We start from the raw sequence: 26098 nt of genomic DNA on the forward strand, positions 1-26098 counted from the left end.
CTCCCGCATTCGGCTGGGCGATTCAGGCTCCCGGTATTTTCCCGCGGTTCGTTGCGCATCGACGCCTCGCGCACGAGCAACCTCTATGGTCATGGCCGGTTCATCATTCGTTTGCCGGGCGGACACAGAGTGCGGATAAACCGTAAAGCTATACGCCGTCGCGTAGCTTCCTCCGCTCGGAAAGAGACCCCATGTATTTCAGAGTTGCCGCTTCGGCCCTCATCGCTCTCGTCGCCGTCACAACCGTCACCGGTGCCTCCCCACGTGTGGCGGAGGCGCCGTCGCGTGTCGTCCTTGGCACCCCGCAGGATGCCGCCCATGCTCACAATGACTACGAGCATGACCGCCCTCTCTTCGATGCCCTCGAACAGGGCTTCACCAGCGTGGAAGCGGATGTCTGGCTTGTGGGCGGTGAACTTCTCGTCGCCCACGATCTCGTGGATGTTCAACCGGGGGTCACCCTGGAAAGCCTCTACCTCGATCCACTGTCCGAACTTCTGCGCGGGCACGGCCGCAGCGTCTACCCCGGATGGGATGGCAGCTTCCAACTGCTGATCGATATCAAGAGCGACGGTGAGAGCAGCTACGCCGCAATCGAGAAAGAGCTGGCGGGGCACCGTTCCATGATGACCCGGTACAGCAACGGCAAGACACAAACTGGACCGGTGATCGCCGTCGTCAGCGGCAACCGGCCCCTGGAAACCATGCAAAATCTGAAGTCGCGGTTCGCCTTCTACGATGGGCGTTCCACCGACCTGGCATCCGGGCTACCGGCCGATCTTATGCCGCTGGTCAGTGAGAACTGGAACAAGCTCTTCGCCTGGCAGGGCGCGGGTCCCATGCCGGAGAGCGAGAAGGTCAAGCTGCGCGACTATGTGGAGCTGGCGCATGCCAACGGTTACCGCGTGCGCTTCTGGGGAACCCTGGACGTGCCCGGCGCAGCCCGCGAGGCCATCTGGACCCAGCTGCACTCGGCTGGAGTTGACCACATCAACACCGATGATCTCGCCGCACTGGCGGAGTTCCTCGGGAGTCGAAACTAGCGAGCCGGTGCGCCTCGGCCTCCCGCTAGCTTTTCAGGGCGTCGCGCAGCGACACGCGGGCTCCCATGCGCAGCAGCGCGTTGGAGTAGATGCGCGACCCGATCAAAATCACCACCATTGTCGACAGTGCCAGCACGACCAGGGAGAGCACGGGTTCCCACCATTCGGCCTGGCCCAGAAAGATGCGCACCGGCATCCCGACCGGCGCTGAGAACGGCACATACGACATGATTGCCAGCACGAGCGGGTTGTCGTTGAAGAAGACCACCATGAAATAAGGGATCATGACGAGGAACAGCACCGGTGAAGTCGCTGAGCCCACGTCTTCCTGACGGGACACCATCGAAGCCGTTGCCGCATAGAGCGCGGCGAGCAACACGAATCCGAAGGCGAAGAACACGGCGAACCAGACGATGGCCGGGCCGACGTCGGCCAGGAGCAATCGTTGCCCGGTCACCGCCAGGCCGATCGACACCAACAGGCCGATGGATACGATCTGTCCGAACGCCATCAAGCTGTTGCCGAGCACCTTGCCGGCCAGCAGCGCCCGCACCGAGATGGTCGACAGGAGAATCTCGACGATGCGTGTTTGCTTCTCTTCGACCACACTCTGGGCGATGGTGGCGCCAAAGGTGGTCGCCGACATGAGAAAGATGATGCCAAAGCCGATGGCAACGAGGTAGGCGAGAAAACCGTCTTGCGAGGCCGGCTCGAGAATTTTCACATCGGGGCTCACGCTGAGCGTGCCGAGAACATCGCGCGGCGCCGAATCCAGGGCGATCACCGTGATGCCGAGCAGCGAATCGGCACTGTCCGAGGGCACTACGGCCGCGTCGACGGTGCCGTCACGCACGAGCGCTTCGGCGCCTGTGACAGTGTCGGATTCGACGATATCGAAGGCTTTGGTTTGTTCGACAACGCTGATGGCCGTGCCGACAACGGCCACCTTGGTGAGGCTTTCATTCTGGCTGGCCAGACTGCCGACGATGACCGACGCCACGGAGATGAGCAGCAGAATGCCGGTCGCGATGAGAAAGGATTTGCTGCGCAGGCGTGCCGTGATCTCGCGGTTGGAAACCAGCCAGACGCTCTGGGCGAAGGTGGACGCGGTGTGCACCGGACGTGTCACGTTGCTCATGCGATGACTTCCTTGAAGATGGTGGCGAGCGAAGGTCGCTGCTGGCTGAAGGTGTGTACCGCGCCGAGCGCGATCGCACGCTGCAGAACGGCTTGGCTGGCGGCATCCGTTTCGCTTTCGAAGACGGCGAAGTCGCCGTCGAAGTCGATGACGGTGATGCCGGGTTGTGAGCGGATCCAGCCGGTGTCGCCCGCGGTGCGAATCTCAAAACGAGGGCTGCTGTGCTGCTCGCGCAGGGCCTCGCGGGAGCCGTGCGCGCGAATCTCGCCGTCGGCGATGATGACGAGGTCGTCGCAGAGCCTCTCGACGATATCGAGCTGGTGCGAGGAGAACAGCACGGGCGCGCCCTGGGCGGCGTAGCCGGTGAGCACGCTCATCACCACCTCCACTGCGAGCGGGTCGAGGCCGGAGAACGGTTCGTCGAGCACGAGAAATTCGGGGTCGTGCACGAGAGCAGCGGCGATCTGAGCGCGCTGCTGGTTGCCCAGCGAGAGTGATTCGACGGTGTCACTGGCGCGTTCGGTGAGGCCGAGGCGTTCCAGCAGATCGTCGGTATTGCGCCGGGCGAATGCTGGTGCCAGCCCGTGCAGGCGGGCCAGGTACACCAGCTGTTCGGCAACCTTCATCTTCGGGTAGAGGCCGCGTTCTTCGGGCATGTACCCGAACCGGCGGCGGTCGCTCGCCGTCACCGGCACTCCGTCGATGAGGACGGTGCCGGAATTGGGCGACAGCACGCCGAGAATGATGCGCATAGTGGTGGTCTTACCGGCGCCGTTCGCTCCGACAAAGCCGGTCATGCGGCCATCCCCGACCGTGAAACTCACGTCGGTGAGCACCGCTCTTGTGCCATAGCGCTTGGTGACTCCCCTGATGTCGAGCATTCCCGCCCTTTCGTCGTGCGTGCCTTCACGGTAGCGCGGACCAGCGGGCGAGTAGGTATCAGGTTTCGGGGGCCTCAAGAGCCAGTACAACCCGGCTGGCATTGACGGATGCCGCCGCCTCATCCCAGAGACGAGTCACGCCGGTAGCCAGCTCTATTTCCAGGCCGTCCAGGGAACGTACGACGAAAATCACTGCCGCGGCGGTGTCGCCGGCCTTCGCAAAGCCTTGACCGACCGCGCGCACCCACGTTTCGGCTGCTGATTTCGCCGCCGCGTAATTCGCGCCGCCCGCCGAGGGCTGGTCGACCGACACGCTCGACACGATCGCGAGCCGCCCGGCCGAAGAAGCCAGCAGGTCGGCGTTGAACGCCCGGGTGGTGTTTCGCAGCGTGGTGACCACGTGCGAGTGCAGAAAAGCCCAGTCTTCGTCGCTCTGGCCGACTAGGCCGCCGCCGCCCCGCCAGCCGCCCACCAGATGAATCAAGCCATCGATTGGGCCGGTCGCTGAGGCGAGCGCGGTCACCGCATCAAAGTCTGAAAGATCGCACTCGTAGAGCGCCGCGTCCGGTGCCACGACCAGCACCGACTGAAGGCGTTTGAGATTGGAGCCGACGGCGACGACTCGCGCGCCGGCCTCCGCTAGTGAAGCGGCGACGGCCAGACCGGCCGTGCTGGTCGCCCCGGCGATCAGCACGGTGCGACCAGCGACGGCCAAACTGGCACCCATTAGTCGACCGCGCTGCCGGTGATGCCGGCCGTGGACTCGATGACCGTGCGCATCTTCTTCTCGAGCGCCTCGAAGAACATCGACAGCGGAAATTCGTCGTCAAGAACCTGGTCGGTGTAGCCCTTGGGCGCCCCGGCGAGCACCTCGAGCGGCAGCCCGCGGGCCCAGGCCGAGGCCGGATTCGGTGTGAGGGTCTTCGAGATCATCTCGTAGGCTGCGAGCCAGTGCGCCTTCTTTGGCCGATCGATCGACGCCCAGTACAGCTCGTCGATCTGCGCTCCGAGCGCGATCACGACGTCGGGCACGGCTTCCCAGTCGAAGGTGAGCCGGGTGTCGGTCCAGTGCAGCACGCCGTGCTGGTGCATCCAGGCGAACAACAGTTGACCGCCGAGGCCGTCATAGTTACGCACCCGGTTGCCGGTGATCGCGAACCGAAAGATGCGGTCGAAGATGACCGCGTACTGCACCAGTTTCGCGTGCCGACGTGCCTCTGGGCTCGCCAGCTCACTGCGCTCGATCGTGACCGATTCACGAAAAGCGGTCAGGTCGCAGCGCAACTCCTCGAGCGAGTAGAGAAAGAACGGCATGCGTTGCTTGATCATGAACGGGTCGAAGGGCAGGTCGCCGCGCATGTGCGTGCGGTCGTGGATGAGGTCCCACATCACGAAGGTTTCTTCAGTGAGATGCTGGTCGTCCAGCAGTAGGGCCGCATCGGCCGGCAGCTCGAGCCGGGTGATCTCGGCGGCCGCGCGTACGACCCGGCGAAAACGGGCGGCTTCGCGGTCGGCGAAGATCGCCCCCCAGGTGAACGTGGGAATCTCGCGCATCGCGACCGTCTCGGGAAACAACACGGCCGAGTTGGTGTCGTAGCCGGGGGTGAAGTCGAGAAAACGAATCGGCACGAACAGTTTATTCGTGTACCCGGCTTCGAGTTCGCCGACGAATTCCGGCCAGATGACCTCGATCAGCACGGCTTCGACCAGGCGATTGGCGCTGCCGTTTTGCGTGTACATCGGGAACACCACAAGGTGGCGCAGCCCGTTTACCCGGTGTTGCTGCGGCTGGAAGGCCAGCAGGGAGTCGTAGAAGTCGGGTACGCCGAACCCGTCCGACGTCCAGCGGTCGAAGTCCACGATCAGGGCGGTCAGGTACGCGGCGTCGTGCGCGAAGTGCGGCGCAAGGTTGGTGACGGCCGCGGTGATGCGCGCAACGGATGCCGCGGCATCCGCGTGCCGGCCCACGTCGGTAATGGAGCCGTCTTGCGACTGCACCGCCTGCAGCGAGGTCGCCGCTGCCTTGAGGCTGAGCCAGGAGGGGTGTTGCGCGAGGCCGTCTTCGAGAACCTCGGGCTCTCCGACCAGAGCGTTAGCTACGTGTGTTTTTTCAACAGATATCGACATGGGAACCTCCGATTCGAATGAGTGTCGCGGTTGCGGCGGGCGTGCCACTTCAGAATATCGGGCGATGCCCGGCGTTTTCTTGCGATTTCTCGCAACGAATCGTCGCTTGTGGGGCGTAGCGGCGCGCAAATTCACCGCGACCTGTCGAATGGCGAGCCGAGACACGACGACGCTATTCGATTGTGACTCGCAATCGGCCAACTGATCGAGATGCGCAACCTGAGTAACAAGAACAACATCAACTTCGCCAACACGAACAAGATCACGCGGTTCCAGGTGGAGGCCCCCGGTTTCTCCCGGTGCTTCGCCGACACTCAGCCGTACTCCGTTGAGCAGTGGGCCATCACGAACGAGTCGGGAGGTTGGTTCCACCCGCTACACATTCACCCTATCGACGGCAAGATCATCGGCCGAAACACCAACGGCGGCAAGCCGTTCTCTTGGGAGGGCGGGCCGAAAGACGTCTTCTAGGCGGGAGAGAACGAATCCATCACTGTGCGGATGCAGTTCGACACCGGTGCGCACACTGGCGGGCGGTACATGGTGCACTGCCACAACTAGGTGCATGAAGATCACGACATGATGGTGCAGTTCCCGGTGGGCGACTGGCCAAACAACGACCCGGTCAGCTCGGACTATCCGGTCGTGGTCACCACCGCCATGAATTCGTATCCGCCGGTGCACCGGCCGGGGTTTGCCCCGGGAACCTGAGATGAACAACGCCACCAGAATGGTCACGGCGTTTCTCATTGCGTTCGCACTGAGTGGATGCCCACGCTCGGATGGCCGCTCGGATAGCCGCTCGGGTGGCCTCTCGGCCGTTCAGGAACCGGAGAGCACGACGCCGCTGGTGACGTGCACTGGAATCTTTTCCAGTGGCGAGGGCGCGGGGCCATCGAGTACCTCGCCGGTGGCCGTGTTGAAGCGTGACTGATGGCATGGGCAATCGAATTCACCGTTGCCGGGTTTGACGACACAGCCCTGGTGCGTGCAGATGGCGCTAAAGGCAATGACGCTGCCCTCTTTCGGCTGGGAAACCAGGATCGGTTTCCCGTCCAGGGTGGCTGAAATGGAGCCTCCGACCGGGATGTCGGCAAGTTTGGCGACCTCTTGGGGCGCACTCCCGCCCGCGGGCGTCGGCGTCTGGCTGCCAGCATCCACTCCGGCGGATGCGTCGGTCGAGCAACCGGCAAGCGCAGCAGCGGTACCCGCGCTTCCGATCAAAATAACGGCGCGGCGGGAGAGATCGGTGGCCGGTGTCATGGTCGTCCTCGGATTCGGCATAGTGACTAGATGGTCAATGTTCGGCATAGCAACAAGGTGGATCATATAGCCGGTACCGGCAGTATTGCCCGAAGATGCCCAAATACGGCTTGGTCCTGCTCCACGGTGAAGCAGTTGGACCAAACCGTATCCTTCGCTCCGCGTCGCACGCCGGGCTGGTCGCCCCCGCGTTGGTGACCGCAGTGACCGCGGCCTGACCGAGGTGCGCGGCGCCCTACTCGCCGATCAGCCGTAGCCCGTTGTACCAGCAGACGGCGCGCAGCCAGTCGTCGTCGAGGCGCGGTTCCCGGTCACGCAGGCGTTCGAGCGACTCCAGCTGGTGCGCGTACGGGTACGGAATGTTGGGAAAGTCGGTGCCCAGCACTACCCGGTCGGGCAAGTCGGCCAGCCGTGACAGCAGCGCGGGGTCGAACGGCGCGAGCCGCTCGAAAAAGTCGGTGAATGCCATTGTGGTGTCGAGGTGCACCCACGGATAGCGTTCGGCGAGATCGAGAAACTCCCCGTATTCCGGGGCGCCGAGATGGGCGACGACGGCCGTCAACAGGGGATGCCGCGCCAACACCCCCGCAAGCTTGTCCGGCCCGGTGATCCCCGGCCGCGACACCGGCCCGCTGCCGACATGGATCACGACCGGAATCCCGGCGTCTGCGAGCAACCCCCAGACCGGATCGAGCAGGGGTTCGCGCAGGTCGAATGCGCCGATCTGCGCGTGAATCTTGAATACCCGAGCGCCGCGGTCGAGGGCGGATTGAACCTGCTCGAGCACGCCCTCTTCCGGGTAAAACGTGGCACTCGGCACGCAATCGGCGTTTTCGGCGGCCAGACCGAGCGAGAAATCGGTCAGGGAAGCCGCCATGCCCGGTCGATGCGCATAGGACAGCGCGGTGAATCGGCGCACGCCCAGCCGGCGCATCGTCGCCAGCCGCGACTGTTGATCGTCTCGGTACTGGATCGGCCACTCGTGACCGATCAACGGTTTGATCTCGTCGAAGTGGGCCCACACGCGCCGCAGCATCCGTTCGGGTAAAAAGTGGGTGTGCAGGTCGATTAGTCCGGGCAGGCCGAGGCGACGCCACCAGGCCGGGACATCGTTGTCGGTGAGCATCATTTCGTCCAGTCTGTCAGAACGCCTCGTGCCGAGCGGATGCCCGGGGCTGTCTTCTCGCGCCACTCGATCTTTTTGGGACTGGGCGTGGGGCAGAGGCTATGACCGGCTCGAGGCGGGACTCGCCCAACTCCTGGTGACCCGCTAACTCAGGGCGGGCATGACCTCCCGCTCGAACAATTCAATCCCCGACCGGTCGTAGGCGGCTTCTGGAAAGTAGTGGATCGCGTAACCGAGGCCGCGCTTCTTCATCGCGGTCAGGCGCTCGACGATCTGTTCCGGAGTGCCAACACCCTGTGCGTCACCGTCACGATACTCGGCCATGAACGCGGCGGCCCCCTCAGCCCCGAGATAAGGGGTCACCCGGGTCTCAATCGCCTCGAGTCGCTCGGCAACCTCGGCCTCGGTCGCACCGATCACCGTGTTGTAGTTCGCCGAGCGAACGATGCGATCGAAGTCGGTGCCCTGGGCCGAGCAGTGCTCGGCCAACAGCGCGCTTTTGTGTGAGAAGCCCTCGGGCGAGCCGTCAAAGTTGGTGTAGTCGGCGTACTGCGCGGCAATGCGCAGGGTGACCTTTTCGCCGCCGCCGGCGATCCAGATGGGAATGCCGCCCTCTTGCAGTGGGAGCGGCTGAAAGATGGCGCCGTCCATCTGGTAGTGCGCACCGTCGAGGGTGGCTGTGCCCGTGGTCCAGGCCTGTTTCATGATTTGCACGCCCTCGTCAAGGCGGGCCAGGCGCTCGCCGGCACGGGGATAACCATAGCCATAGGCTCGCCACTCGTGCTCGTACCAACCGGCGCCGATGCCCATTTCGACGCGTCCGCCCGAGATGATGTCGGCGGTTGTGGCGACCTTCGCCAGGTATCCCGGGTTGCGGTAGCTCATACAGGTGCACATCTGTCCGAGGCGCACCCGTTTCGTCGTCGCCGCGAAAGCGGACATGAGCGACCAAGCCTCGTGGGTGGCCTGCTCGCTCGGCACCGGAACGGTGTGAAAGTGGTCATAGACCCAGATCGATTCCCACGCACCGGCATCAGCGTGGGCGGCTAGGCCACTCATTGTCGCCCACTGCGCGGCCGGTTCGATTCCGACCAGATCGTGTCGCCAGCCCTGAGGTACAAAGAGTCCAAATCGCATGGATTCAGCCTAGAGGCCCGTCGGTGCGAAGCTAAACGATACGCTTTAGCCATCGGGGTAAGCGCCGCGAGCAGACGATAGACAACGGACGGCGGTGGCAGTGCACGCTCTCGACTTCGCCGGTATTATGAGCGAGATCCTCACTTTCGTCGGCCTCATCATCGGAGCGCTCCTTTATATGGTCGGCCTGTCCGTGCGCGGCATCAGTGGCCGCTGGACTCGCTCGACCGCCGTGATTGCCGCATCGAGTCCGGCCGCATCGAGTACGGCCGCATCGGGGCCCGCCACGGTCATCCGCTGGTTTGATAACGACGGCGATGTGCACGAGTGCCCGGCCGACACCCACGAGACGCAGCATCTCGTGGCGGGCGATGACGTGCGCGTCTGGTTTCGCGATCGCCGGCCGGAGAAGTGCCGCACGCACGACCCCGACCTCGATGGCAAGGGACTGCGCCTGATCGGCCTGGTACTGCTGGGCATTGGCGTTCTCGCCGGTGTGGCCGGCATCGTGCTGATGTTCCTCTAGCCGCCCGTAGGCCCAGAAACGGATGCCGCGCGCGGCTGGGCAGGTCAGGCCGGCGCAACGGATGCTGCGCGCGGCGTGGCCCGTCCGCTCGCCACCGCGGTCACAGCGATGGTCACGAGCGCTCCGAGGAGCAGGGCCGCTGCCTCCCCGGGGGCGAGCACCTGCAGCTTGGTGCCGATGGTCGCGGCCGCGATCGGAATGCCGAGCTGCGCGGCTGAGAGCATTCCAAACGACAGCGGGAGGCCCAGCACGCGCGTGGTCGCGTGGGTGAGCAGGGTGGCGACGCCGAGCACGAGACCGAGCGCGATCATCTGCGGGTGGTCGGCGAGGTCGCCCAGGGCGAGGGAGGCGCCTAACCAGACGAAGAAGAGGGGTCCGAAGAATCCGTCGGCGAGGGCGAAGAGCTGCCGGGCGAGGCGGCGCGGTTCGCCGACGGCCGCGACGGCGAGGCCGAAAGCGAACCCGGCGAGCATGACCGAAACGTGGCTGAACACGGCGACCGCTGACAGGGCGAACAGAATGGCCAGCTGGATGCGCAGTTCGAGGGCGAATTTGCGGTTCGCCGACAACGTGTGCAGTCGCAGGCGGTAGCCGTTTCGTTCCAACCAGGCCAGCACAACGTAGAGCGCGACGGCCAGCAGCGCCACGAGCGCGGCCCCGAGCGCGGCGCGGCCGGCATTCGGCGGGTCAATGGCCAGCGGCAGCGCCACGATCGCAGCAATATCGGCGATCGCGACCTGCGCGGTGAGCTCGAGCACCGATCGGCCACGCAAACCCAGCGAATGAATAAGAGGCAGCACGAGCGCGGCCGACGAGGAGGCGATCAAGACTATATATAGGAGTGCATGATTTGTGCCAAAGATCAACGCGATGGCCACGCCGAGGGCGATCGCCGAGAGGGTCACCAGAATTGCCCGCACCAGGCCGGTCGCCAGTGCTGCGCGAATTGCGCCGGAGCGAACAGGCACGTGCGTGCCGGCCACGAACATGATCAACGCGAAGCCGATATCCGCTAGAAGGGTCAGTGTGGGGTCGCTTGCGTCGACAAAGCCGAAACCGGTGCGGCCGACGATCACACCGGCGCCGAGCTGACCGATCACGACGGGAATGTTCCACCGGCGCGGTGTCGCCAGCAGCGGCCCGAGCAGTGCGATCACGGAGATGATCGCGAGGGTATGAAAGTCCATCGGCACCTCCCCGATTCTGCTGCTAGCCCGAGCGTAGTCCCGCAAGAGAAGGCGCAGGCGGCATGATGGAGGTATGAGTCGAACCGTAGCCGGAGCCCGCGTGCTGATTACCGGAGCTGCCAGGGGAATGGGCCGCTTGTATGCCGAACGCTGCGTCGCCGAGGGGGCGAAAACCGTCATCCTGTGGGACCGCGACGGTTCCGCGCTCGCCGCGACCACCGCCATCCTGACTGAACGTTCCCACGGACGCACGCGGGTCGCCCCCTACGTCGTCGATATCGCCGACCTCGGCGCCATCGCGCAGACCGCTCAGCGGGTGCGTACGGAGATCGGCGACCCCGACGTGGTCATCAACAACGCCGGCATCGTGCGTGGCAAGTATTTCTGGGAGCACGACAACGGTGCAGACACCCGCCCGACCATGCAGATCAATGCGCTTGCGCCCATGTACATCGCTCGCGAGTTTCTGCCGGCGATGATTGCGAGCGGATGGCGTGAGTCACGCATCGTGAACATCGCGTCGGCCGCCGGCACCCTCAGCACCCCGCGGATGAGTGTCTATGCCGCCTCGAAAGCGGCCATGATCGGCTGGAGCGATTCGCTGCGGCTCGAACTGGTGCAGCAGGGGCACGGCTATGTCAAGGTGACCACGGTCTGCCCGAGCTACATCGACACCGGCATGTTCACGGGGGCCAGCGGGCCGCTGCTCACCCCGCTGATGACGCCGGAATACGTCGTTGATCGGGTCTGGCGGGCGATGCTGGCCGGCAAGCCGCAACTGCTGTTGCCGTGGACGGTGAACCTGTCGAAGGTGCTTCGCGGCGTACTGCCATTGGCCGCCTGGGACGCCGTGGCTGGTCGCGTTTTCGGTGTCTACCGGTCAATGGACCGCTGGGTCGGTCGCGGGTAGCTGCCCAGTTTCGGTGAGGGTGACAGGCTCGAGGTAGACCAGCACCGGTGCCGAACCGATTTGTTCGTCGCCAAACCATCGTCCGGCGTCACTTCAGCGTTGACGCAAGCCGAAACAAATGGGGACTCTGGGTTGACCGCCGTTGGCCTGCTCGAGTCGGCCTGCTCGAGTCGGCCTGCGCGAGTCGGCCTGCTCGAGTCGGCCTGCGCGAGTCGGCCTGCGGTTGCCGCCGCCGGTCGAGACTCCGTCAACGAAGGCGAAACGGTCTCAAAACGCGAATAATGTCCCGAATATAACTTCGTATCGAAATCTAAAATACACTGAGATTTCCTCGACTGACAGCCTTGATTTTGGTAGAATTCAAGCATGAGCCAGAGCGGCGAGACCCCCCAAGCGGGCTCAGTCGATTCCGATTCCGATTCCGATTCCGATTCCGATTCCGATTCCGATTCCGATTCCGATTCCGACTTCGACGGCGATTCCGACTTCGACGGCGTGTCCGAGGGAGAATTCGCCGAGTGGTCGTTCTCGGTAGAAGACCGCGCATTCTTTGACGCGTTTCGGCTGCAGTGCCTGTCCGAGTGGCAGGCCGAAGACGAAGTCGAGGCACAATCTGCCGCGACCGTTGCGGTAAAAATCCGGCAGGACTTGCAGCTCGCCGACGGTCCGACCATCCCAGCCGACCTCGACCTGGCTGAAGTGTTCGCCGCCGTCCCGCCCGAGCACCTGTTCGACGAGAACCTCCGCGAGGAGTTTCTCTTCGCCGAGTACAACGCTCGTCAGCTCCGTGCTGACCCGCCCGCGCAGGACTTGCCCGCGCAGGACTTGCCCGCGCAGGACTTGCCCGCGCAGGACTTGCCCGCGCAGGACTTGCCCAGTGACGTGAACCCGTTCCAGCGCCGGCAGGCGCAGTTCGTCGACCGGGTGCTTTATCTCGAGAGGGTCATTGCCTGGGCGCAAGCGAGCAAGGCCGAGGTTCTAACCGAGGCGTGGGATTACACCACCAACACCGCCGAGACCGGCCGACCGCAGGCTGGGCTGCAACACGAACACGACTGGGATGCCACCTTCGCCGCCCAGCAGGGTTTGGTCGCGGAGATGGCGTGTGCGCTGCGCATCCCGTCCGGCACCGCGTCCGGTCTTCTGCACGAGAGCCGCGTGTTGGTCGAATCGCGTCCGCAGACCCTTGCTGCGCTTCGCGCGGGGAAGATCTCCCTGCGTCATGCGCGGCGGGTGCTCGACCAACTCGACTCCGTGCCCCCGCCCGCCCGGACCGAGCTGGAGGCGGTGTTACTGCCGCACGCCTGCACGCTCACTCCGGCACAGTTCGACGGTAAGGCCCGAAAACTGCGTGAACGATTCCACCCCGACAGCATCACCGTTCGCCGTACCAAGTGCCTGGCCGACCGCAAAGTCATGTTTTTTCCGGACAAAGACGGCATGGCCACGCTCTGGCTGCGCGCCGCCGGTGAGGACCTCCACGGCATCTATACCCGCGTCACCGACGTCGCCATCAGTCTGCAGGGCCCCGACGAGCCCCGCACGCTCAGTCAACTCCGCGCCGATGTCGCCGTCGACCTGCTCGCCCAAGGCGTCACCAGCACCGGTCTCGGCGCCGGCCTGACGGCCAACGTCAACATCACTGTGCCGGTTCTCACACTGATGGGGAAGAGCGAGGAGCCGGGGGAGCTCGAAGGGTACGGGCCGATCGAACCGGAGACCGCCCGCCGGCTGGCGGGAACCGCGACGAGTTTTCTGCGCATCCTCACGCATCCGCACACCGGCATCGTGCTCGACGTCAGCGCAGAACCGTTCCGAGTGCCAGCAAGCCTGAAGAAATACCTGCGCCTGCGTGATGGAACGTGCCGGTTCCCTGGCTGCAACCGCTCCGCCGGGCATAGCGACCTCGACCACACCCGCGACAAACAATTCGGCGGGCCCACCACCGCCACCAACCTGCACTTCCTCTCTCCCGCCCACCACAACCTCAAGCACTACTCGGCGTGGACCGTCATCGCCGACCCCGACGGCACCCTGAATTGGACCAGTCCGGCGGGCAAGCACTACGCCACTGATCCCGCCACCCGCATCAGTCCACCGCGACAACAGACCGACACATCACCACCGCGACCTGGGTCCACCGCCGACCCGACCACCGCTAACCCGACCACACTCGACCCGACTCCGCCCGGTTCTACCCCGCCCGGTTCTACCTCGACCGACTCGACGGCCTCTGCTTGGGACATAGTCGACCCCGACCCGCAGCCGTTCTAGGTGCGGGGCTCGTAGCCCCCGCCCGTTTGGAAGACCGGTCCGATCGTGAACCACGTGCTGGGCGCAATCGCTCGGCACCGTGCGGCACCACACCACACCACACCACACCGAAGGGCACGACCTGGCAGGGCGCAGCACAACAGCACGGCTTGGCAGGGTGCAGCACAACAGCACCGCCCGGAACAGCGCAGCACCGCCCGGAACAGCACCGCCCGGAACAGCGCAGCACTGCCCTGCACCGCACTGCCCGGCACAGCGCAGCACTGCCCTGCACCGCACTGCCCGGCGCAGCACCGGCCGTCTACCGCAGCGCACTGATGCGCAGGGTAACCGACTTGAGGTTCGCGATGCGCTGTTCGTAGCGTGCAGCGAGCACGATAAGCAGAAGACCGCCACCACCGAGCCAGAGGAACCACGGAATCACACTGTAGGCGAGGGCGATCCACGGCCAGAGCTGGGCGACACCGTGGATGAGCAGCACGACAGCACCGATTACGAACGGCGCTTGCAGTCGCCTCGAGCTACCGATCACAAGCACAATGATCGCTGCAATTCCGAGGCTGACGATGCGCCACAGGTCGTTGTACGTGAGATCGAGCAGCAGCGACGGCACCAGCAGCAAAGACAGTCCCGGACCAAACCAGGGCCAACTGCGCGCTCGTGGATTGCTGTGCAGGCGCAGCCAGCCCGATCCGATCAGCGCCAACGCTACCGGTACGGTGACGAGTTCAAACGGGTCGACCTTGCTAGAGCTGGCTACCGTGATAGCGGCCAAGCCGGCCAGCCCGAGTACGCTCCAGGCGGTGATTGCCCCTAACGGCGCTCGGGGCTGCGCGAGGGCGATCACATGCACCGCAGAGAGAGCAAGCACGAGCAGAACGGCCCGGGGTGTTGACAGCCCGGCATCTGCGGGGGCGCTGACAACGGTGAGTTCGACCCAGGTCAGAACGGATGCCCACACCAGCACAAGCGCGATGCCCGTGCCGCGTCGAAGTGCCGTGGTTTCAGCATCCGTTTGGCGAACCAGCAAAACCGCGGTCATAATCGCCGCCATGGTGGGAAGTACCAGCCAGAGCTCGAGTCGCCCATCGGGGGCGCCGGGCGCCCCGACCAGGCGCTGCGTCTGTGCGAAGGCTGTGACGACGAGAGATATCGCGCCGGCCAGACCGGCCGCAGCCAGATACGTTGACGACGGCGGAGCCCATCGCACCAGTGCGGCGCCGATCATGAGGGTCACAGATACGAGGGCCAGCACGATGGGGCGCGCCAGCGACCCCGACTCGGACGACACGGCGAGCGGTACCAGAGCAATGAGCAGCGCGGCGAAAGTCAGCACGCCGGCCACCGGACTTGCTTCGCTCAAGCGATCGGTTGTGCCAAAGCGGCGAATCAGCGCGGCCGTGGTGAGCACGATACCGGCGACTGGCAGCACATACGGTTCGAGTGCCACGATACCTGCCTGATCGAGGCCCAGCCAGAGGCCGGCCGTGCCGAGCAACAGGGCAAGCCAGCCGAAGTGGCGGCGATTGGACCGGGAGCCGAACAGCCCGTCGGCCGCGATCGCCATGATGAGCGCCACGATGCCGGCGAGCACGATCACGAGCCAGCCGAGGGAACGGAACGTGACTACCGTACCTACAGCGGCGAACACGGCAGGCACGAGCACAATCGCGGAGCCGATTTCGAGGGCAATCCGGTCGCGACGGGCCGTCGAATCCACAGCCAGTGTGCCCGTCGCACCGATGGCAGCGGCGCTGGCCGTGACGCGGCCAGCACCGCCGTCACGGTTTGTACCGCGCAACAGCGCGAGTGAGCAGACTACGAGGGCGACAGCCGGTGCGGCGAGTATGAAATCGGAGGTGACGGCAGCCGTTAGGAAGAGAACCTCGCGTGTCAATAAATACACCGCCGGGGCCAAGGCGATGGCAGCGATTGTACGTTCCAAGTGCAGCCCGCCATGGTTGGCGCGCAGAAAGACCCACGAAGCGCACGCGGCGACCAGGATACTGGCGCGCAGGATGGATCCGAGTGGTTCGGGCTGCAGCAGGGATTCGCCGGCGGCAAGCGACCACATTCGAATCGGAAGGACGAAGACAACCACGCTCGGAACGAGGAGGGTGAAGAATGCCCAGCGCCGATCGAGAAGAGAGAGCGCCGTTGGCCGAAGTGCTGCCGCAGCGACGAGCAGGTGCAGGAGGGCCGTTGCGAGGGCGATGGCTGCCGTGACGTTGGCCAGATTGATCGCGTCAAACCACTGCTGTTCCGGCGCGAGGGCCAGCGGAACGTGACCAACCCCGACCAAGGTGATCACGATCGCCGCGGCCAACAGAGCTCCGCGGGCGTGAGCGTGGGCGGCACTCGCGAGTGCTGGGCTGGTGAGCGCGGGGTTTGTAGCCCTGTGCGTGACCAACAGGCGGGCAAACCAGAGCGCGACTACGAGCGAGACCGTGCCGAACCACCAGGTTGTGGGGTGTGCCCAACTGATGACATAGCCCAACGTCTCGCCGACGACCAGAAACACGATGGTGGCCGGTGCCAGAAAGCCGAGCGAGAACCGACCGGCGTCATTGACTGTGGGCGGCACTGAAGTTGGCTCAGGTGATCGAGCGAGGAGCAGGCTGATGAGTGCGCCGGCGCCCAGCAGCAGGTAGAGCGCGACGATAACCCCGATGGAGGGGGAGAGCGGCACGGCGAGAATGACGACGGTCAGTGCGAGCGCGGTCACGATCTGGCGCCGGGCGCGCAGCAAACCGCCCAGGGCCCAGCCGATGAGCAGTGTCGCGCCGACCCCGCCCAGCGCGAGCACTGCCCAGACGTTGTCGGCGTTGGCAAGGTCAAGGACGACCTCATGGCCGCGTAGCCCGCTTGCTATGGCCTGGATGAGTGGCCAGGCAGCATACCCGGCAGTGAGAAGCAGCAGAATGGCCGCGACCGTGCCGGCCGAAAGGGCTGCCACCAACCCGGCCATGCGTGCGGCTGAGGACGCAGCAAGGTGACGTGCGAACAGTTCGAGTGCTACGGCCAAAGCGGTGGCGACGAGGAGGGGCACGGTGAGTGAAAACGGCAGACTGTCGGAGCGACCGGCAACGACCGGCGCGATGCCAGCCGCCGCGAACGCGGCCAGAGACGCCGCCAGATAGGCGAAAGCTCCGTATTCCCCCATGAGTCGGGCCGGCTGCGCCACGTCGACGCTCTCGACGATCAGCGCGGACCGCGGCGTCCTCAGTACGAGTACGGCGTGGGCCGTGGCAACAAGCGCGACCGCGCCGAGGGACCAGACCGGCGCGATCAGGCTGCCGGACTCTACAAAGACCGCGACGACGGCCGCCGTGACCAGGGCCAGCGCGCCCAGCGCGAGCAGCAGTATCCGCTCGGGGAATCGATCGAAGGCCGGCGAGCGGCGCCCATCCGCGGGCCGGGACAACGTTGCACGATGCAGCAGGGCTGCGATGGCGGCACCGAGAAAGCCGACGAAAACGCGAGTGAGCGTGTTCTGGCCCTGCAAGAGACCGGCCGCGAAGAGCCCGACACCGGGAACCACGACGACGAAACCGGCGATACTGCCCACGCGCAGGTTTGATCGGGCGTGCCAGCCGAGAAAGAGCGTCGCGCACACTATCAGGGCGACTCCCCAGTAGAGCGCCCCATCTCCGGCGGCGAGACCGAAGAGGTTGTTCTGCCGCATGCCCCAGACGTCGAGAAGCACGAGTACCACTGCGAAGCTTCCGATTCCCTCGGCGGTGGATGTCAGCCGCGAACGACGCATCCGGGCGGCGACCACGAGAGCCGCCACGGTCAGCAGCGCGACGACAACAAAGCGGAATCCCAACCCGGCGACGATCCACGCAACGGTGAGAAAGAAGATCGCAGCAACCGAGACCAAGAGCACACCGATGGAGAGAAGTACGACCTGCACGTTGGAACGCCGCGGCTTTGTGGGCAGGGTCGGCAGAACCGGCAGAACCGGCAGAACCGGCAGAACCGGTGACGCCAACGTCGTGGCGACTGAATTGAGGGAGCTCGAATCAGCAGTGACCGAATATGTACTGAAAGGACGGGGTATGGCGACCCGGCCGGTCTTCGTTTCGTAGCGGATGCGCCCGATCAGCTCGGCGCGACGCTGCAGCGCTGCTGCGGCATCCGCTGAACTAACCAATAATTCGGCTGCGGCCCCGTGCTGCAGGTCGAGTCGGCAACTGGAACAGACCGGCGACCTCAGCGGTGTGTGGCAAGCCGGGCACAGCGCCGAGTCGATAAGGTCCCTGGCATTGCGCGGCCAAATAATGCGACCGGCATGCCGGAGGTAGAATTCTCCGCTCTGGACTGGCTCGTGCTCTGACATCGATCTCCCCGCGGTCGGTCACTCTGCCCACAGGGTACCGGGCACAGAAAACCTGGGCAGACCCCGCCGCAGGGTGTGGACAATTGCCGCAGGGTAGGGCGGGGGAGGAGACGGAAGGATCAGAGGCTGTTGGTCGCGAGCCAGCTGACCAGCACGCGCTGGAATTCCAGCGGATGCTCGACGCTCGGCAGGTGAGCGGTGTCGCGGAATGTGCAGCCGCTGGCCTGCGGCAGCATTTCCAACAAAAATTCATAGTGAGCTAGCGACGACGTGACGTCGAGCTCACCCACGGTCACCAGCGCCGGAACGTCGATGTCACTGACCCGGTCCAGCGCGGCTGGCTCGAGCGGAATCGGGATCGGCGCTTCCGTGGCGTGGATGACGTTGCGCAGATTGAGCTCCTGCGCGAGGGCCAGAAAAGCGGGGTCGACGTCGGCCGCCTTGCGTGTCGGCCCGACCGCCCACAGTGCAACTTCGAGCCGCGCCAGCCGCGGCCATTGACGGCCGGCGAAGGCCACATCCAGCTTGTCGAACAGGGCGTCTTCACGTTCGGTGAGCTCCACATCGGGAAATCCGCTGGGTCCTGACCCGATCGTGACCAGGCCCGCGACGCGCTCGGGGCTTTCCACGGCAAGATCGATCGCAATCGTGCCTCCGCGCGAGCACCCGATCAGGGTAGCCCGAGCTACGCCGAGATGATCGAGCAATGCCGTGGCATCCGCTCGGTTGGAGAATTCGACATTCTCGGTCGTCGTCTGGCCAAAACCACGGGTATCGAAGCGGATGACGTAGTGGTGGGCCGAGAGGGCGGCGACCTGCGGGTCCCACATGCGCAGGGTTGCGATGCCCGCGTGGAACAGGAGCAGGGCTGGCGAGTCGGGGTCTCCGTGGGTCTCGTAGTAGAGGGAAGCGCCAGAAACGTCGAGTCGGGGCATGCGTTGAGCGTAGCAACGTCGATCGCGCGGCCGAAAGGGCCGCGCCGGTTACTGCTCGGGCAAGCCTTAGGCTCGTCAGAATGGGCGGTGTTTTGATCGGTTTTTCGATTATCGGGTTTGTGATCCTGATCGGGTACTTTGTTGAGCGGTTCGGTATTGTCGGGGCGGGCGCAGGCCGAATACTCAACCGGATGGCCTTCTTCGTCGCAACTCCCGCGCTGCTGTTCACCGTGCTCTCCCACGCGGACGTGTCGGTGCTCTTCTCTGAATTTCTAGTCGCCATCGTCTGTACCATCGTGGTCGGGGTATTCATCTACCTCGTCCTCGCGCGGCTGTTCTTTCGAACGCCGCTGGCCGAGACTGTGCTCGGTGCGTCGAGCGCGACCTACGTCAACGCCAACAACATCGGTCTGCCCGTGGCCATCTACGTGCTCGGCAGCGCCCAGTATGTGGCTCCCGTGCTGCTGCTGCAGCTAGTGATCCTGGCACCTGCCATCCTGGCCGTGCTCGACATGGCCACCAGGGGACGGGCCTCGTTCGTGTCGATCGTGACGCAGCCGTTTCGAAACCCGATGATTCTCGGCTCGCTAGCCGGCGTACTCGTGGCGGCCTTCGGGATCACGGTTCCAGCCCCGATACTCGCACCGTTCGAACTGATCGGCGGAGCCGCCATTCCCCTGGTGCTGCTGTCGTTTGGCATGTCGCTGCACGGCCAACGACTGCTGAAGGCCGGAACCGGGCGCAAACAGGTCGTGGCAGCCACCCTGATCAAGGTCGTACTGATGCCGACCATCGCGTTTCTGTTCGGACACTTCGTCTTCGACCTTGATGGCGCCGAACTGTTCGCCGTAGTCGCCGTGTCGGCGTTACCGACCGCGCAGAACATCTTCAACTTCGCCTCGCGTTACGATCGAGCCATTGTCGTCACCCGAGACACCGTTTTACTCACCACGATTCTATCGATGCCCGCTTTGCTCGTGATCGCGGCTCTGCTCGCCTGAGTCCCGAAAGGACCGCATGTCTACTTCTGGCCCGTTCATGGCACCCGAACCCACGAGCTTGCCGATCGTTGGCTCGGCTGAGCGCTTCTATGTGCACCGGGTGTACTGCGTCGGCCGCAACTATGCCGAACATGCCCGGGAGATGGGCAATGACCCTGAGCGCGAAGCGCCGTTCTTCTTCGCCAAGCCGGCCGACGCCGTGTTCGCCGTCGACGAGGGCGTTCCCGCGTACGGTGTCGCTCCGCACACGGTTCCTTTTCCGTCAGAGACAGACAACCTGCACTACGAGATGGAACTCGTGGTCGCGATCGGCGTCGGCGGCGCGGATATCGTCAGAGCGGATGCCCTCACCCACGTCGTCGGCTACGGCGCCGGCGTCGACCTCACCCGGCGCGACCTGCAGGATGCCGCCAAGGCACTGCGTCGCCCGTGGGATCTCGCCAAGGGCTTCGATTTCTCAGGACCCTGCACGCCGCTCGTTGCCGCCAGCGCTATCGGCCATCCCGCTTCGGCACGCATCTGGCTCCACGTCGACGGTGAGGCCCACCAGGACGGCGACCTTGCCGACCAGATCTGGCCCGTGCCCGACGTGATCGCCGCCCTATCGCGGTTTGTCACCCTGCGGCCCGGTGATCTCATCTTTACCGGCACTCCCGCCGGTGTCGGCCGAATTGAGCCGGGAAGCACCGTCACCGCAGGCATCGACGGGGTCGGTGACCTCACCTTTCGCGTGGTCTGAGCGCAATCTCGGTCGCAGTCAGCAGGGAATCAATGCCCACCAAATCGGCGGCGTCGGTCGGGTCGGCGTCGATCAAGGCTGCAGCACGCATGAGTCGTCTTTCGGTCGGTGAAGTCCGCCTTCATGCCGGTTTGGGTGGACAAATGGAGAGAAGGAAATGGTAAAAAGCCCGGATTTCTGTGAGACTGACCCCTTTAGCCTGCCCGTACTCCGGGCAATCACGTCCTGTACGTCGGGCATCCCAACAAAGGAATCCCATTGACGGATCAAACATTTCAGATAATCGCGATCGTTCTCTATCTCGCTGGCATGGTGGCCATCGGGTATTTCGCTTTTCGACAGACCAAAGATCTTGACGACTATATGCTCGCCGGCCGAGGCCTCAAACCCGGTACCGCTGCGCTGAGTGCCGGCGCTTCCGATATGTCCGGCTGGCTGCTGCTCGGACTTCCCGGAGCCATCTACGTGTCCGGCCTCGTCGAGGCCTGGATCGCGATCGGCCTCACCATCGGTGCCTGGCTGAACTGGAAGTTCGTTGCTCCGCGGCTGCGCTCGTACACCGAGGTATCGAACAACTCGATCACCATTCCGAGCTTCTTCGAAAACCGGCTGAAGGACACGTCTCGCCTGTTGCGCGTCGCCTCCGGCATCATCATCCTGGTGTTCTTCACGTTCTATGTGTCGTCCGGCATGGTGGCCGGTGGCGTGTTTTTCGAGGAGTCCTTCGGTTCCACCTTCCTCACCGGCATGCTGATCGTTGCCGGCGTCACCCTGCTCTACACGCTGTTTGGCGGCTTCCTCGGAGCGACGCTCACCGACGTCGCCCAGGGACTTCTCATGCTCGTCGCCCTGATTGCGGTTCCGCTGGTGGCGCTCAACGCCACTGGCGGCATCACCGCCACCCTCGACTCCATCCGCGAAGTTGACCCGAACCTGCTCTCCCTCACGGCCGGCGGATCCGTGCTGGGCGTTATCTCGGCCGCAGCCTGGGGTCTCGGCTACGTAGGTCAGCCGCACATCATCGTGCGGTTCATGGCCATGCGCACCCCGCAGGATGCCAAGGCCGGTCGCCGCATCGGCATCGGCTGGATGATTCTCACCGCTCTTGGTGCTGTCGCCACGGCGCTTATCGGCATCGCGTACTTCCAGCAAAACCCCGACCTGTCGCTCGCAAACCCGGAAACGGTCTTCCTGCTGCTCTCGCAGACCCTGTTCCACCCGTTCATCGCCGGTCTCGTGCTGGCTGCGGTGCTGGCCGCCATCATGAGCACCATCTCCTCACAGCTGATCGTGTCATCCTCGGCACTGGTCGAGGACCTGTATCGAATCGTCGGCAAGGAGGCCTCCCCGAAGCAGTTGGTCTCGTTCGGACGTCTCGGTGTACTGCTCGTGGCGGTCGTTGCCGGACTCATCGCACTGCAGCAGAATTCGACGATTCTTGACCTGGTCGGCTTCGCCTGGGCCGGTTTCGGTGCTGCCTTCGGACCGGTCGTCCTCCTCTCGCTGTACTGGAAGAAGCTGTCCACCTGGGGCGCCCTGGCATCCATGGTCACCGGTGCCGTCGTCGTGTTCATCTGGGGCAGCCTGCCGCTCGGCGATATCCTGTACGAGATCGTGCCGGGCTTTGCTGCCAGCCTGATCGTCGCCGTCGTGGTTTCCCTCGCGACTTACAAGCCCAACGCCGACATCGACGCCGAATTCGACGCCGCTGCCGAGCAGGCACGCCCGAAGTACCGGGCGCCGGAGAAGATCTCGGCGTAGCAGGCATCCGGCCGAAGGGTTTAGAAAATCATCGGGCGATCGTCGTCATCGCCCCCGAGGTCGAGGTCGACGAGCACCGGCACGTGGTCGCTCGGGGCGTCGCCCTTGCGTTCGTTGCGGTGGATGCTGGCATCCGTCACAAGGTCGGCAAAGGCTGGTGAGCCGAGGATGAAGTCGATGCGCATGCCCTCGTTGCGCGGAAACCGCAGCTGCTTGTAGTCCCAGAAGGTGAAACCCTCCGGCACGATCGGCCGCACGACGTCGGTCAGGCCGGCCTGCTCGAAAGCGTCGAACGCTGCGCGTTCCTCCGGCGAGATGTGGGTCGAGGTGCCGGGCACGAAGCTCGGGTCACCCATATCTTCGTCGCGGGGCGCGACGTTCCAGTCGCCCATCATCGCCAGGGCGAGCGCGGGGTGCCGGCTGAGTTCCTCGGCCGCATGGGCCTCGAGGGCGTTCAACCAGGCCAGTTTGTAGGAGTAGTGCGGGTCGCCGAGAGCGCGCCCGTTCGGCACGTACAGGCTCCACAGCCGCAGGTCATTCACGGTCACACCGAGCGCGCGCGCCTCGAGCGGCTGATTTGGACCGACGGCACCTTTTTGGAAGCCGGGCATATTCGGAAAAGCGGTGACGACATCCGTCATCGGTTCGCGGCTGGCAAACGCCACGCCATTCCACTGGCTCAGACCGTGAATGGCGAGGTCGTAGCCGGCGTCTTCGAACACCTGGAACGGAAACTGTTCGGGCTTGCACTTGATCTCCTGCATGGCGAGAACGTCGATGTCCTCGCGTTCCAGCCAGTCGACGATACGCCCGGAACGAGCACGAACGGAGTTGACGTTCCAGGTGGCAATGCGCATGCTTCCAGCCTATAAGGCGCCGAGCGGATGCCGCCCCGCGGTATCGAATGCAGTTCTCCTCAGGGTGCGATTGAATGGGGTGCGATCGAATGGATAGAGAATCTTTTGGCGCAGGAAGGGCACAATGACGCAGTTGCAGATTGGCTACGCGGCCATGTTGGAGCAGTTCGCACCGGCTGAGGCGGTCGCGCTCTCGGCGTACGCCGAGGAGCATGGTTTCACCGGCGTCATGGCGGCCGATCACTTTCAACCGTGGGTACCGGCCCAGGGCCAGTCGAGTTTCGTCTGGAGCGTCCTCGCCGCGATCGCCGAGCGCACCACGGGCGACTTCGGTCCCGGCGTGACCGCCCCGACTTTTCGCTGGCACCCGGCCATGGTGGCCCAGGCCTCCGCGACCCTCGCCTCGATGTATCCCGGCCGGCACTGGCTCGGTCTCGGCAGCGGTGAGGCCCTGAACGAGCACATCGTTGGTGGATACTGGCCGGAAGCCCCCGAGCGCATCAACCGCATGTTCGAGGCAATCGAAATCATCTCGAAGCTGTTCGCCGGGTCGATCGCGGGCAAGGATGTCAAGCACTCCGGCCAGTTCTTCAAGCTCGAGTCGACTCGGCTGTGGACCATGCCCGAGGTGGCCCCCGAGATTTTGGTCGCCACCGCCGGCCCCGTCACCGCCAAGCGTGCCGGTAGGCTCGCCGACGGCCTCATCACGGTCGGTGCCCCACTGGAGAAGATCTCGATGCTGTTCGGCAAGTTCGACGACGGTGCCCGCGAAGCCGGCAAGGATCCGTCGATCATGCCCAAGGTGCTGCAGCTGCACATGAGCTGGGCCGAGACCGACGAAGAGGCCATGACCAGCGCGTTGCACGAGTGGCCGAACGGTGGCATGAAGTTTCCGAAGGGCGACATCCGTTCGCCGTTCGAGTTCGAGCAGATGGCCAAGCTGGTACGTCCGGAAGACTTCGAGGGTCGCATGATCATCTCAGCCGACCCCGACGAGCACCGCAAGTACATCCAAAAGTTCGTCGACCTCGGCTTCGATCGCATCTACCTGCACAACGTGGGCCGCAACCAGAAACAGTGGATCGACGTTTTTGGGGCATCCGTTCTGCCGAAGCTCGTTCGGTAGATGGTGCACGATTCGCAGCCCGACGCTGCCGTCGCCGAAGTGGGCGCTATGGAACTGTTCGGCCTCAAGGTGTTCACGCTCGGTGGATTCGGCGAGATCCAGGCCGGCGACGACCTTGCCGGCCTGATCGCGGACGCGGCGCAGTCGCGCCTGCTCGACGGCGACATTGTGGCGATTACCAGCAAAATCGTCTCAAAAGCCGAGGGTCGCGTCGTCGCGGCAGTGGACCGGGAGCAGGCGATCACCGACGAGACGGTGCGCGTCGTGGCGTCGCGGGCGTACCCCGGCGGGGTCACTCGTATCGTCGAAAACCGCCAGGGCCTGGTCATGGCCGCAGCGGGCGTCGACACCAGCAACGCGCCCGATGGCGTGGTGCTGCTACTGCCGGTTGATCCGGATTCATCCGCGCGCATCATCTGCGCGGCCCTTCGTGAGCGCACCGGGCTGCGGCTCGGCGTGCTGGTGACCGATACCGCCGGGCGCCCCTGGCGGGAAGGCCAGACCGACCTGGCCATTGGCGCAGCCGGGTTCGCGGTACTCGACGACCTGCGCGGCACAGCGGATACCTCCGGCCGCCGCCTCGACGTCACCGTCGCGGCCGTCGCCGACGAGATCGCTGCCGCTGCGGATCTGGTCAAGGGCAAGACCAGCGGCAACCCGGTCGCCGTGGTACGCGGACTCGGCCGCCTGGTCGGTGACCTGGCGCTCCCCGGCGCTCGGGCGCTGCAGCGCCCGAGCGACAGCGACATGTTCCGTCTCGGCACGGCGGAGGCCTGTGCCGAGGGGTATGCCGAGGGGTATGCCGAGGGGTATGCCGCCGGGTTCGCGGCCGGAAGGGCCTAGATCGAGATCGTGAGGGCCTCGATCAGGCCGCTCTCGGCGTGCAGCGTGAAACGGTAGTTCAGCTCGACGCTGCGGCCTGGAAAGTTGCCCTCGACGCGGGTGACGATGGTCGACGGATGGAGGCAGTCGACCCTTGAGGCTGTCGCGCGCCGAGTGTGGACGACGCTGCTAGCGTTTTGCTATGGACCAGACCCGCGGCGCAGTCGACCGAAGGCCGTCGCCACTACCCGGCACGGCGAGCTGGGTGATCGTCGTTCCTATAAAGGGCAGCCCGGACGCGAAGAGCCGACTCGGGGCTGGGCCCCAACGGGCAGCGCTCGCCGATGCGTTCGCGCTCGACACGGTGGCGGCACTGGTGGCAGCATCCGCTGTGGAACGCGTGTTCGTGGTGACCCCGAGTGCTCGTGTGGGCGCGCTGCTCGCCGGGCTCGGCGCGGTCATCGTGCTCGAGGCGCCGGGAGCCGAAACAGGGCATGCCCGGTTGAATACTGCGATCATGCAGGGCATCGCTGCCGCCCGACTCAGCCAGCCTGACGCGCACCTGGCCGTACTGACCGGGGACCTGCCCGCCCTGCGCCCGGCCGACCTCGACGACGCTTTCACGCTCGCCGCCTTGCACCCCCGGTCCGTCGTGCCCGACGCCGAAGGCGTGGGAACGACGAGTCTGTTCGCCCGTACTGGCATCTTGTTCACGCCGCAGTTCGGTGTCGGCTCACGCGCCGCGCACCAGGCCGCCGGGCACGTTGTGCTCGACCTGTCGTCCACCTCGACGCTGCGTCACGATGTCGATACCGTCGTCGACCTCGACGTGGCCCGGGCGTTCGGGTTCGGCCCGCACACGAGCGCGCTGCTCGCCGGGCTCTAGTTCGCCGGGCTCTAGTT

23 protein-coding genes are annotated in these 26098 nt (G+C 64.9%); 12 read left to right on the forward strand and 11 right to left on the reverse strand.

Annotation, left to right across the window (positions count from 1 at the left end):
- The first annotated feature begins 191 nt into the window (after positions 1–191).
- A complete protein-coding gene (locus tag CXY83_RS10785) occupies positions 192–1043 on the forward strand; it encodes a phosphatidylinositol-specific phospholipase C/glycerophosphodiester phosphodiesterase family protein (protein ID WP_104197340.1) in 852 nt (283 codons plus the stop codon).
- Positions 1044–1068: 25 nt separating this feature from the next.
- On the opposite strand, the gene CXY83_RS10790 is transcribed toward CXY83_RS10785, so the two are convergent.
- The 4 genes from CXY83_RS10790 to CXY83_RS10805 are packed head-to-tail and all read right to left on the reverse strand — an operon-like array spanning position 1069 to position 5189.
- The gene (locus CXY83_RS10790; RefSeq protein ID WP_104197341.1) at positions 1069–2181 is read right to left on the reverse strand and encodes an ABC transporter permease; all 1113 of its coding nucleotides are present in this window, start codon (positions 2179–2181) and stop codon (positions 1069–1071) included.
- Complete coding sequence (locus CXY83_RS10795) at positions 2178–3062, reverse strand: ABC transporter ATP-binding protein (protein WP_104197342.1); 885 nt, start codon at positions 3060–3062, stop codon at positions 2178–2180. The genes CXY83_RS10790 and CXY83_RS10795 overlap by 4 nt, the downstream gene beginning before the upstream one ends.
- A 58-nt stretch (positions 3063–3120) precedes the next feature.
- Positions 3121–3789, reverse strand: a complete 669-nt coding sequence (locus tag CXY83_RS10800) for an SDR family oxidoreductase (RefSeq protein ID WP_233200797.1) — start codon at positions 3787–3789, stop codon at positions 3121–3123.
- Positions 3789–5189: a DUF6421 family protein gene (locus CXY83_RS10805; protein WP_104197470.1), complete on the reverse strand. Its 1401-nt coding sequence runs from the start codon at positions 5187–5189 to the stop codon at positions 3789–3791. Before CXY83_RS10805 ends, CXY83_RS10800 begins: the two co-directional genes overlap by 1 nt.
- A 210-nt stretch (positions 5190–5399) precedes the next feature.
- On the opposite strand from CXY83_RS10805, the gene CXY83_RS18150 reads away from it, so the two are divergent.
- Together CXY83_RS18150 and CXY83_RS18360 are read left to right on the forward strand one after the other, a co-directional pair.
- The gene (locus tag CXY83_RS18150) at positions 5400–5660 is read left to right on the forward strand and encodes a multicopper oxidase domain-containing protein (RefSeq protein WP_233200798.1); all 261 of its coding nucleotides are present in this window, start codon (positions 5400–5402) and stop codon (positions 5658–5660) included.
- A gap of 108 nt (positions 5661–5768) precedes the next feature.
- On the forward strand, positions 5769–5900 hold the full coding sequence (locus CXY83_RS18360) for a hypothetical protein (RefSeq protein WP_255408762.1): 132 nt from the start codon (positions 5769–5771) through the stop codon (positions 5898–5900).
- A 111-nt stretch (positions 5901–6011) separates the two neighbouring features.
- On the opposite strand, the gene CXY83_RS10815 is transcribed toward CXY83_RS18360, so the two are convergent.
- The 3 genes from CXY83_RS10815 to CXY83_RS10825 form a co-directional block, all read right to left on the reverse strand.
- Positions 6012–6452, reverse strand: coding sequence for a ubiquinol-cytochrome c reductase iron-sulfur subunit (locus tag CXY83_RS10815; RefSeq protein ID WP_104197343.1), 441 nt, complete (start codon positions 6450–6452; stop codon positions 6012–6014).
- Between the two features lie 235 nt (positions 6453–6687).
- The gene (locus CXY83_RS10820; RefSeq protein WP_104197344.1) at positions 6688–7581 is read right to left on the reverse strand and encodes an amidohydrolase family protein; all 894 of its coding nucleotides are present in this window, start codon (positions 7579–7581) and stop codon (positions 6688–6690) included.
- Between the two features lie 141 nt (positions 7582–7722).
- Positions 7723–8715 (reverse strand): LLM class F420-dependent oxidoreductase, encoded by a 993-nt coding sequence (locus CXY83_RS10825; RefSeq protein ID WP_104197345.1) that lies wholly within the window; start codon positions 8713–8715, stop codon positions 7723–7725.
- Between the two features lie 94 nt (positions 8716–8809).
- Here CXY83_RS10825 and CXY83_RS10830 point away from each other — a divergent pair, with 94 nt between their 5' ends.
- Positions 8810–9241 (forward strand): DUF3592 domain-containing protein, encoded by a 432-nt coding sequence (locus CXY83_RS10830; protein ID WP_233200799.1) that lies wholly within the window; start codon positions 8810–8812, stop codon positions 9239–9241.
- Positions 9242–9285: 44 nt separating this feature from the next.
- Here CXY83_RS10830 and CXY83_RS10835 read toward each other — a convergent pair whose 3' ends face one another.
- Positions 9286–10428 (reverse strand): cation:proton antiporter, encoded by a 1143-nt coding sequence (locus CXY83_RS10835; RefSeq protein WP_104197346.1) that lies wholly within the window; start codon positions 10426–10428, stop codon positions 9286–9288.
- Between the two features lie 73 nt (positions 10429–10501).
- On the opposite strand from CXY83_RS10835, the gene CXY83_RS10840 reads away from it, so the two are divergent.
- Positions 10502–11338, forward strand: a complete 837-nt coding sequence (locus tag CXY83_RS10840; RefSeq protein ID WP_104197347.1) for an SDR family NAD(P)-dependent oxidoreductase — start codon at positions 10502–10504, stop codon at positions 11336–11338.
- Between the two features lie 366 nt (positions 11339–11704).
- On the forward strand, positions 11705–13612 hold the full coding sequence (locus CXY83_RS10850) for an HNH endonuclease signature motif containing protein (protein WP_146069913.1): 1908 nt from the start codon (positions 11705–11707) through the stop codon (positions 13610–13612).
- Positions 13613–13913: 301 nt separating this feature from the next.
- Here the strand turns inward: CXY83_RS10850 and CXY83_RS10860 are convergent, their stop codons facing one another.
- Both CXY83_RS10860 and CXY83_RS10865 read right to left on the reverse strand, forming a co-directional pair.
- A complete protein-coding gene (locus CXY83_RS10860; RefSeq protein ID WP_233200800.1) occupies positions 13914–17954 on the reverse strand; it encodes an SCO7613 C-terminal domain-containing membrane protein in 4041 nt (1346 codons plus the stop codon).
- Positions 17955–18073: 119 nt separating this feature from the next.
- Positions 18074–18889 (reverse strand): alpha/beta fold hydrolase, encoded by an 816-nt coding sequence (locus tag CXY83_RS10865; RefSeq protein WP_104197352.1) that lies wholly within the window; start codon positions 18887–18889, stop codon positions 18074–18076.
- Between the two features lie 80 nt (positions 18890–18969).
- On the opposite strand from CXY83_RS10865, the gene CXY83_RS10870 reads away from it, so the two are divergent.
- The 3 genes from CXY83_RS10870 to putP all read left to right on the forward strand — a co-directional run bounded on the left by CXY83_RS10870 (position 18970) and on the right by putP (position 22390).
- Positions 18970–19890 carry an AEC family transporter gene (locus CXY83_RS10870; protein ID WP_104197353.1) on the forward strand — a complete coding sequence of 307 codons (921 nt, stop codon included), beginning with the start codon at positions 18970–18972 and terminating at the stop codon, positions 19888–19890.
- Positions 19891–19906: 16 nt separating this feature from the next.
- Positions 19907–20629, forward strand: coding sequence for a fumarylacetoacetate hydrolase family protein (locus CXY83_RS10875; RefSeq protein ID WP_104197354.1), 723 nt, complete (start codon positions 19907–19909; stop codon positions 20627–20629).
- Positions 20630–20887: 258 nt separating this feature from the next.
- Positions 20888–22390 (forward strand): sodium/proline symporter PutP, encoded by a 1503-nt coding sequence (gene putP / locus CXY83_RS10880; protein WP_104197355.1) that lies wholly within the window; start codon positions 20888–20890, stop codon positions 22388–22390.
- A gap of 20 nt (positions 22391–22410) precedes the next feature.
- On the opposite strand, the gene CXY83_RS10885 is transcribed toward putP, so the two are convergent.
- Positions 22411–23247, reverse strand: a complete 837-nt coding sequence (locus CXY83_RS10885; RefSeq protein WP_104197356.1) for an exodeoxyribonuclease III — start codon at positions 23245–23247, stop codon at positions 22411–22413.
- Between the two features lie 124 nt (positions 23248–23371).
- Between CXY83_RS10885 and CXY83_RS10890 the strand changes: the two genes are divergently transcribed.
- The 3 genes from CXY83_RS10890 (at position 23372) to cofC (ending at position 26081) form a co-directional block, all read left to right on the forward strand.
- Positions 23372–24373, forward strand: coding sequence for a TIGR03557 family F420-dependent LLM class oxidoreductase (locus CXY83_RS10890; protein ID WP_104197357.1), 1002 nt, complete (start codon positions 23372–23374; stop codon positions 24371–24373).
- Between the two features lie 48 nt (positions 24374–24421).
- Positions 24422–25216 carry a coenzyme F420-0:L-glutamate ligase gene (locus CXY83_RS10895; protein ID WP_104197472.1) on the forward strand — a complete coding sequence of 265 codons (795 nt, stop codon included), beginning with the start codon at positions 24422–24424 and terminating at the stop codon, positions 25214–25216.
- A gap of 181 nt (positions 25217–25397) precedes the next feature.
- Entirely contained in the window at positions 25398–26081 is a 684-nt protein-coding gene (cofC, locus tag CXY83_RS10900; RefSeq protein WP_104197358.1) for a 2-phospho-L-lactate guanylyltransferase, read from the forward strand.
- The last annotated feature ends 17 nt before the right edge of the window (positions 26082–26098 follow it).

The organism is Cryobacterium sp. M15 (assembly GCF_002929675.1).
In the GTDB taxonomy this organism is placed as follows: Bacteria; Actinomycetota; Actinomycetes; order Actinomycetales; family Microbacteriaceae; genus Cryobacterium; species Cryobacterium lyxosi.

Coding starts and splice junctions, on each gene's coding strand:
- CXY83_RS10785 (WP_104197340.1), top strand. CDS start 192: ATGTATTTCAGAGTTGCCGCTTCGGCCCTCATCGCTCTCGTCGCCGTC.
- CXY83_RS10790 (WP_104197341.1), bottom strand. CDS start 2,181: ATGAGCAACGTGACACGTCCGGTGCACACCGCGTCCACCTTCGCCCAG.
- CXY83_RS10795 (WP_104197342.1), bottom strand. CDS start 3,062: ATGCTCGACATCAGGGGAGTCACCAAGCGCTATGGCACAAGAGCGGTG.
- CXY83_RS10800 (WP_233200797.1), bottom strand. CDS start 3,789: ATGGGTGCCAGTTTGGCCGTCGCTGGTCGCACCGTGCTGATCGCCGGG.
- CXY83_RS10805 (WP_104197470.1), bottom strand. CDS start 5,189: ATGTCGATATCTGTTGAAAAAACACACGTAGCTAACGCTCTGGTCGGA.
- CXY83_RS18150 (WP_233200798.1), top strand. CDS start 5,400: ATGCGCAACCTGAGTAACAAGAACAACATCAACTTCGCCAACACGAAC.
- CXY83_RS18360 (WP_255408762.1), top strand. CDS start 5,769: ATGATGGTGCAGTTCCCGGTGGGCGACTGGCCAAACAACGACCCGGTC.
- CXY83_RS10815 (WP_104197343.1), bottom strand. CDS start 6,452: ATGACACCGGCCACCGATCTCTCCCGCCGCGCCGTTATTTTGATCGGA.
- CXY83_RS10820 (WP_104197344.1), bottom strand. CDS start 7,581: ATGATGCTCACCGACAACGATGTCCCGGCCTGGTGGCGTCGCCTCGGC.
- CXY83_RS10825 (WP_104197345.1), bottom strand. CDS start 8,715: ATGCGATTTGGACTCTTTGTACCTCAGGGCTGGCGACACGATCTGGTC.
- CXY83_RS10835 (WP_104197346.1), bottom strand. CDS start 10,428: ATGGACTTTCATACCCTCGCGATCATCTCCGTGATCGCACTGCTCGGG.
- CXY83_RS10840 (WP_104197347.1), top strand. CDS start 10,502: ATGAGTCGAACCGTAGCCGGAGCCCGCGTGCTGATTACCGGAGCTGCC.
- CXY83_RS10850 (WP_146069913.1), top strand. CDS start 11,705: ATGAGCCAGAGCGGCGAGACCCCCCAAGCGGGCTCAGTCGATTCCGAT.
- CXY83_RS10860 (WP_233200800.1), bottom strand. CDS start 17,954: ATGTCAGAGCACGAGCCAGTCCAGAGCGGAGAATTCTACCTCCGGCAT.
- CXY83_RS10865 (WP_104197352.1), bottom strand. CDS start 18,889: ATGCCCCGACTCGACGTTTCTGGCGCTTCCCTCTACTACGAGACCCAC.
- CXY83_RS10870 (WP_104197353.1), top strand. CDS start 18,970: ATGGGCGGTGTTTTGATCGGTTTTTCGATTATCGGGTTTGTGATCCTG.
- CXY83_RS10875 (WP_104197354.1), top strand. CDS start 19,907: ATGTCTACTTCTGGCCCGTTCATGGCACCCGAACCCACGAGCTTGCCG.
- CXY83_RS10885 (WP_104197356.1), bottom strand. CDS start 23,247: ATGCGCATTGCCACCTGGAACGTCAACTCCGTTCGTGCTCGTTCCGGG.
- CXY83_RS10890 (WP_104197357.1), top strand. CDS start 23,372: ATGACGCAGTTGCAGATTGGCTACGCGGCCATGTTGGAGCAGTTCGCA.
- CXY83_RS10895 (WP_104197472.1), top strand. CDS start 24,422: ATGGAACTGTTCGGCCTCAAGGTGTTCACGCTCGGTGGATTCGGCGAG.
- cofC (WP_104197358.1), top strand. CDS start 25,398: ATGGACCAGACCCGCGGCGCAGTCGACCGAAGGCCGTCGCCACTACCC.